Source organism: Peribacillus sp. TH14, from assembly GCF_016651145.1.
Lineage (GTDB): Bacteria > Bacillota > Bacilli > Bacillales > DSM-1321 > Peribacillus > Peribacillus butanolivorans.
Window position 1 is genome coordinate 2006134 of sequence record NZ_JAEKEK010000001.1, and the last position, 6367, is coordinate 2012500.

A 6367-nucleotide genomic window follows, 5' to 3' on the forward strand; every position below is an offset into this window, starting at 1 on the left:
TCATGATCCCTCCTGCAAATTCAGCACAAGCTGTTCCATTAACAGCTGTGGATTTGTGTTGGACATCAGCTTCCTTTTTGCTTCCAAAATATACCCCATATGTTCAGCGAGGCGTCTCGGAGAAAGATGAAGAGCGTGAGTTTCAAATTCCTTCAGTTTACTTTGAAATACAACTAGGTCCTTCTTGTCCAACTGAATGTATAATAAATCCTTATATATAAGAAGTAACAAATCAAGACCTCTATCAACCTGTTCTCTTTCTTTAAAGTGTGAAAACCAATCCGTCTGAAGGTATAACAAAGCCTTCAAGGAATTCTGTTTTAACACTTCATATAATTTTACCACTATTTTTTGAGCTTGTACAAACCATTCATCATGGCTAAGTTCGATTCCAGCTTCCACATTCTGTGTTAAATGTGAGATAACCGAGGCAAGCTGCGGATCTAAATCCTGTTCTATCAGCTTCCGCTTTACATTTTCCGGGGATAACGGCTTAAACGAAATCACTTGGCATCTTGATAATATCGTTGGAAGAATTCTCTGAAGCTGTTCGGTCATCAGAATGGCCACAGTATCAGCTGAAGGCTCTTCTAAAAATTTCAATAGGCTGTTTGCTGCCCCGACTGACATTTTATCCGCATCGGCAATCATATAAACTTTCCGATCTGCCTCTACACTTTTCTTCGAGAATTCTTCTTGAAGACTCTTAATTTGTTCCTTTTTGATCGACAGCCCATCCCGCTCAATCAAATGAACATCAGGGTGATTCCCACTTGAAATTCGTTTGCAATTCCGACATTGCTCGCATGGCTTGTAACCTGCTGTCAGGGCCTCACAAAGTAAGCTTTTAGCGAAGGTTTTACTTATATCCTGCTTACCTGACCCTTTTTCCCCTTCAAATATATACGCATGAGCCACTCTGTTTTTCGTTATGCTGTTTTGTAGCATCGTCATAACCTGTGGCTGAATTTGACTCATGTCTTGCCATGTTTTATCCAACACTATCAACTCACTTAAGTATATAAATTAATCAGAAGTCCTTTAATTTCACCAATCATTTCTAATATTTCGAGCGAGCTCTTCTCTTTATTCAGAATTTCCTCGCTTAATTCAACTAATCTCGCATCGATCGTTTCCACGGTTTTCAATGGTTGGCTTTGACCGTATTGGTTCCAGGTCGTAGACTGCTTCAATTCTAGACCATATTCAACAGCTTCTCGGACAAACCGCTTCACTAACGCTTTATATTTCGCCAATTCTCTAAAGGTACGTGACCGAACCAATCGCTGGCCCGCCCCTTCAATATCACCTATTAAACGGTTTAATGTTTGGATTTGCATCTTTTGATCCTGTGTTTGGACCATTTGTTGAAACCTTCCATTGCCCGTTTGAGTATGTTTGGTATCCTGCCGCGCTTTATCCAACTTAATTGGGATATCATGGTTGATTTTCACAATGAACCTCCATACAACTAACCGTTAAAATTGTAAAAAGTTTTCAACTGGCAGAACAAATATGGTTGCACCGCCTACTTGAATTTCCACTGGATAAGGTACATAGGATTCGGCATTCCCACCCATCGGTGAAACCGGTGACACTAACTGGGATCGTGATTGACAATTCTGTTTGATAATCTGAATGGCTTGGTCAACACGTGCATCCTCTGTACCAATCATAAAGGTTGTATTTCCTGATTTTAAAAACCCGCCCGTACTGGCAAGCTTGGTTGTCCCGAAATTATTTTCTACTAATTCATTCAGCAGCCGATGACTATCCTTGTCTTGAACGACAGCAATGATCATTTTCATTCTCATCATCCTCCGGTTACTCTGAATTTTTCTAACTCTACTATCTCTATTATAGCAATTAGTCTTTGCTTGGAATAGTGTCCGGTTGAATAATATGGAAATTCAAGTAGTTACTGTTCTGTTTTTTCTAAAAACGTCAGTAAGCGGGCTTTCGTTTCCTCAAAAACATCCTCAATTGTCCGACCCGCATCCACGATAATGAACCGGTCTTTCCATCTATTTATTATTAACTGATACCCCTCACATACTTTTCTATGAAAATCTATGGCTTCCAGGTCTAGTCGGTTCACTTCCCGGTCTCCATTGGACTGAATACGTCTCAACCCTTCTTCTGGATCGATATCAAAAAAGAACGTAGCATCCGGCATCATATCTCCAATTGCGAATTTATTGATATTGTATACTTCTTCTATATCTAAGCCCCTTGCATACCCTTGATAGGCCAGAGAACTATCTATAAAACGGTCACACAGAACGATACCTCCTCGCTCTAGCTCCGGAATAACTATCTCAACTAAATGCTGACGCCTTGCAGCTGCATATAATAAAGCCTCTGTTCTTGGGTCCATAGCTGTATTGGCTTTATTCAGGATAACCTCCCTAATTTGCTCGGAAATGGGAACGCCTCCTGGTTCTCGTGTTAATAGGACTTGGTAGCCTTCTTCTTGAAGAGCCTTACCGAGCATTTGGATAATTGTTGTTTTCCCAGCTCCCTCAGGTCCTTCCATTGTTATAAAAATACCACGGTTCATCGGTGTACCTCCAAGGTTCTTTGTTTGTAGTATATCATTTTAACCAACCTGCCCGCTTTCATAAACGATTAGCTCTCCGTTTGAAAGGGAGGAACCGCCATGAAATCTCGATCCCAGGTCAAGCAGTCTTTTTAAGTTGAATATATGCTTCGAGGTAATCATTTCCCCGGACATAATTAAAGGGATCCCCGGCGGATAAGGGATGACCATCTCAGCAGATACCTCTCCAACAGCTTGACTTAATACTACGTGTCTCGATTTCCTTTGACTCATTACAGAATATGGAAGCGCAAGGCTTGTCATTGAATTCTCAGCTAGCCAGCTCACTGCTTGATTGGCCTCCCGTCTTCCAGTTTTTTCTTCAGTTACATTTTTTATTTTTTGAACAATTTCATGAAAAGGAAAATAGTCATTTTTCTTTAATAATGGCAAAATCATTAACAAATTAAAGGGATCAGCTAATTCTGAATAAATACCTTCTGCTTCACACAACTGCTGTAACTCAAACCCACTTAAACCCTTTGTTGATTGAATGACTACTTTTAAAGGGTCTGCTGACGTTCCCGGTGGTGCTTCTAACACCCGTACCGATTGGAGACTAGCTAATTCCCTTCTGAAATCCGATATCCTTTTAATAAGGCAGTTTTGATCTTCTAATGTAAATGAGGCTAGATAAGCCCTGGCTAAGTCTAGAGATCCCATAATCGGATAAGATGGACTGCTTGATTGGAGCATTTGCAAATAGAATGACACCTGATCTATATCTAATAAGGTTGTATTAATATGGAGATAGGAACCCATCGTCATTGCTGGCAATGTTTTATGAGCCGAGTGAACAACGGCGTCCGCCCCAGCTAAAATTGCTGTTCTAGGAAAGGGACCTCCTAACTGAAAGTGAGCACCATGTGCCTCGTCTACCAGCACTGGAATTCCTCTTTGGTGTGCCAGCTTCACCATTTCAGAAAGATCTTCACCAAGACCATAATAATTTGGATACGTTACAATGATAGCTTTTACATCTGAATGAACCTCCAGGGCTTCTTCAAATAGTTCCATTCTGACACCACCTGCAACCCCCCATTCCTCGTAAAAAATCGGTTGTAAAAAAATCGGTTGTACATTCGCTAACATCAGTCCATGTAAAATTGATTTATGACAGTTCCTTTGGACAAGCACCTTATCTCCTTCCCGGCAGGTGGCAAGGATCATCGCAAGGTTCCCAACAGTTGAACCATTGACTAGAAAATAACTCTTCTGTACACCAAATAAATCAGCGAGTAGTTCCTCAGATCTCAAAATAGCACCTTCAGGGGCATGTAAGTCATCTAAACCGCTTAGTTCCGTAGTATCTATTCCCAGTAAGGAGTTATATACTGCTTGACCTTTATTACTAAACACCCGTCCATTTTTATGCCCTGGGACATGCAGAGATATCGGATTCTTTTTATTAAATGCACTCATTGCATCGAACAATGGCGTCTGTAATTGATTCATTTCTCTCTCTTCCCTCAAATCATAGTATTTATTTCATTTTATCAAAAAAGTTCGATTTAATCTCTTATTGACACGAGCGGGATAGCATTTATGTAGGACTACGCTCCGTATATTTGTAATTCTGAAACAAGCACCTGCTGTCTGCAACTATTCTTCTAAAGCAAAAAAAGAGTTAGAGAATAAGAAACATTCCATTTCTTTATTCTCTAACTCTTCAACTTTCTATAAACTACTATTGCTTAAGAACAAATTTCAGGATTGGTGATTTTTCTTAATTGTTTCAAGTAATATTTATACCTAGGATCGTTTGTATCCGTCCCAATCATATCCCTTTCGCATTCCTCACAAATAAAAGTCGTATATAAGTGTATCCCCATACCTTTTATCTGTTCACAAACCACGCACGATTCCCCTGCCGTTGTTTTGGTTGTTGTTGTCCCCAACATCTCCACCTCCATACCTGCATTCTCCCCAAAAACCATTGTTCGCATACATAACTTTAGATAGTTTAAGAGAACCGGGGCTGCTTTTAACAATGTATGATGAAGGTTTTCAATACGTGTATGTCTCTATAAAAGTTTCCATAATTGATAAACACTTTATTATTAATGACTTTTTTTTCATTAAACAAAAAAGATCAGCCAGGATGGCTGATCTTTTCAAAATGGCTTGGCGGCGTCCTACTCTCACAGGGGGAAACCCCCAACTACCATCGGCGCTGAAGAGCTTAACTGCCGTGTTCGGAATGGGAACGGGTGTGACCTCTTCGCTATCGCCACCAAACAATAAAGGAACGTTGTTCCTTCAAAACTAGATAATAAGAAGGTATTTCATTTTTTAAAGCGTGGTTAAGTCCTCGATCTATTAGTATCAGTCAGCTCCACATGTCGCCACGCTTCCACCTCTGACCTATCAACCTGATCATCTTTCAGGGATCTTACTAGCTTGCGCTATGGGAAATCTCATCTCGAGGGGGCTTCATGCTTAGATGCTTTCAGCACTTATCCCGTCCGCACGTAGCTACCCAGCTATGCCTTTGGCAAGACAACTGGTACACCAGCGGTGCGTCCATCCCGGTCCTCTCGTACTAAGGACAGCTCCTCTCAAATTTCCTGCGCCCGCGACGGATAGGGACCGAACTGTCTCACGACGTTCTGAACCCAGCTCGCGTACCGCTTTAATGGGCGAACAGCCCAACCCTTGGGACCGACTACAGCCCCAGGATGCGATGAGCCGACATCGAGGTGCCAAACCTCCCCGTCGATGTGGACTCTTGGGGGAGATAAGCCTGTTATCCCCGGGGTAGCTTTTATCCGTTGAGCGATGGCCCTTCCATGCGGAACCACCGGATCACTAAGCCCGACTTTCGTCCCTGCTCGACTTGTAGGTCTCGCAGTCAAGCTCCCTTGTGCCTTTACACTCTACGAATGATTTCCAACCATTCTGAGGGAACCTTTGGGCGCCTCCGTTACTCTTTAGGAGGCGACCGCCCCAGTCAAACTGCCCACCTGACACTGTCTCCCACCCCGATAAGGGGCGCGGGTTAGAATTTCAATACAGCCAGGGTAGTATCCCACCAACGCCTCCACCGAAGCTAGCGCTCCGGCTTCTCAGGCTCCTACCTATCCTGTACAAGCTGTACCAAAATTCAATATCAGAGTCGCAGTAAAGCTCCACGGGGTCTTTCCGTCCTGTCGCGGGTAACCTGCATCTTCACAGGTACTATAATTTCACCGAGTCTCTCGTTGAGACAGTGCCCAGATCGTTACACCTTTCGTGCGGGTCGGAACTTACCCGACAAGGAATTTCGCTACCTTAGGACCGTTATAGTTACGGCCGCCGTTTACTGGGGCTTCGGTTCAAAGCTTCGCTTGCGCTAACCTCTCCCCTTAACCTTCCAGCACCGGGCAGGTGTCAGCCCCTATACTTCGCCTTGCGGCTTCGCAGAGACCTGTGTTTTTGCTAAACAGTCGCCTGGGCCTATTCACTGCGGCTTTTCCGGGCTATTCACCCTAAAAAGCACCCCTTCTCCCGAAGTTACGGGGTCATTTTGCCGAGTTCCTTAACGAGAGTTCTCTCGCACACCTTAGGATTCTCTCCTCGCCTACCTGTGTCGGTTTGCGGTACGGGCACCTTACATCTCACTAGAGGCTTTTCTTGGCAGCGTGGAATCAGGAACTTCGGTACTATATTTCCCTCGCCATCACAGCTCCGCCTTAATGGAAACGGGATTTGCCTCGTTTCCGGCCTAACTGCTTGGACGCGCATATCCAACAGCGCGCTTACCCTATCCTTCTGCGTCCCCCCATCGTT

General features: G+C 43.4%; 6 protein-coding genes and 2 rRNA genes (1 of these 8 cut by a window edge). All 8 read right to left on the reverse strand.

Features of this window, described 5'->3' with window-relative positions; all coding sequences use genetic code 11:
* A complete protein-coding gene (gene holB / locus JFU50_RS09755) occupies window positions 1–999 on the reverse strand; it encodes a DNA polymerase III subunit delta' (protein WP_053349022.1) in 999 nt (332 codons plus the stop codon).
* A gap of 14 nt (window positions 1000–1013) precedes the next feature.
* A complete protein-coding gene (locus JFU50_RS09760; RefSeq protein ID WP_201187778.1) occupies window positions 1014–1454 on the reverse strand; it encodes a YaaR family protein in 441 nt (146 codons plus the stop codon).
* A gap of 24 nt (window positions 1455–1478) precedes the next feature.
* On the reverse strand, window positions 1479–1808 hold the full coding sequence (locus JFU50_RS09765; RefSeq protein ID WP_053349015.1) for a cyclic-di-AMP receptor: 330 nt from the start codon (window positions 1806–1808) through the stop codon (window positions 1479–1481).
* Window positions 1809–1918: 110 nt separating this feature from the next.
* The gene (gene tmk, locus JFU50_RS09770; protein WP_201187776.1) at window positions 1919–2560 is read right to left on the reverse strand and encodes a dTMP kinase; all 642 of its coding nucleotides are present in this window, start codon (window positions 2558–2560) and stop codon (window positions 1919–1921) included.
* Between the two features lie 39 nt (window positions 2561–2599).
* On the reverse strand, window positions 2600–4054 hold the full coding sequence (locus JFU50_RS09775; protein WP_201222477.1) for an aminotransferase class I/II-fold pyridoxal phosphate-dependent enzyme: 1455 nt from the start codon (window positions 4052–4054) through the stop codon (window positions 2600–2602).
* Window positions 4055–4293: 239 nt separating this feature from the next.
* Window positions 4294–4536: a sigma factor G inhibitor Gin gene (locus JFU50_RS09780; protein ID WP_376182452.1), complete on the reverse strand. Its 243-nt coding sequence runs from the start codon at window positions 4534–4536 to the stop codon at window positions 4294–4296.
* Window positions 4537–4721: 185 nt separating this feature from the next.
* A 5S ribosomal RNA gene (gene rrf, locus JFU50_RS09785) occupies window positions 4722–4837 on the reverse strand.
* A 61-nt stretch (window positions 4838–4898) separates the two neighbouring features.
* Window positions 4899–6367, reverse strand: a 23S ribosomal RNA gene (locus JFU50_RS09790) (it continues 1464 nt past the right edge of the window).

What these genes read in the sequence shown, in the direction of transcription:
- tmk (WP_201187776.1), bottom strand. Translation starts at nt 2,560, where the DNA reads ATGAACCGTGGTATTTTTATAACAATGGAAGGACCTGAGGGAGCTGGG.
- JFU50_RS09780 (WP_376182452.1), bottom strand. Translation starts at nt 4,536, where the DNA reads ATGGTTTTTGGGGAGAATGCAGGTATGGAGGTGGAGATGTTGGGGACA.
- JFU50_RS09775 (WP_201222477.1), bottom strand. Translation starts at nt 4,054, where the DNA reads ATGAATCAATTACAGACGCCATTGTTCGATGCAATGAGTGCATTTAAT.
- JFU50_RS09765 (WP_053349015.1), bottom strand. Translation starts at nt 1,808, where the DNA reads ATGAAAATGATCATTGCTGTCGTTCAAGACAAGGATAGTCATCGGCTG.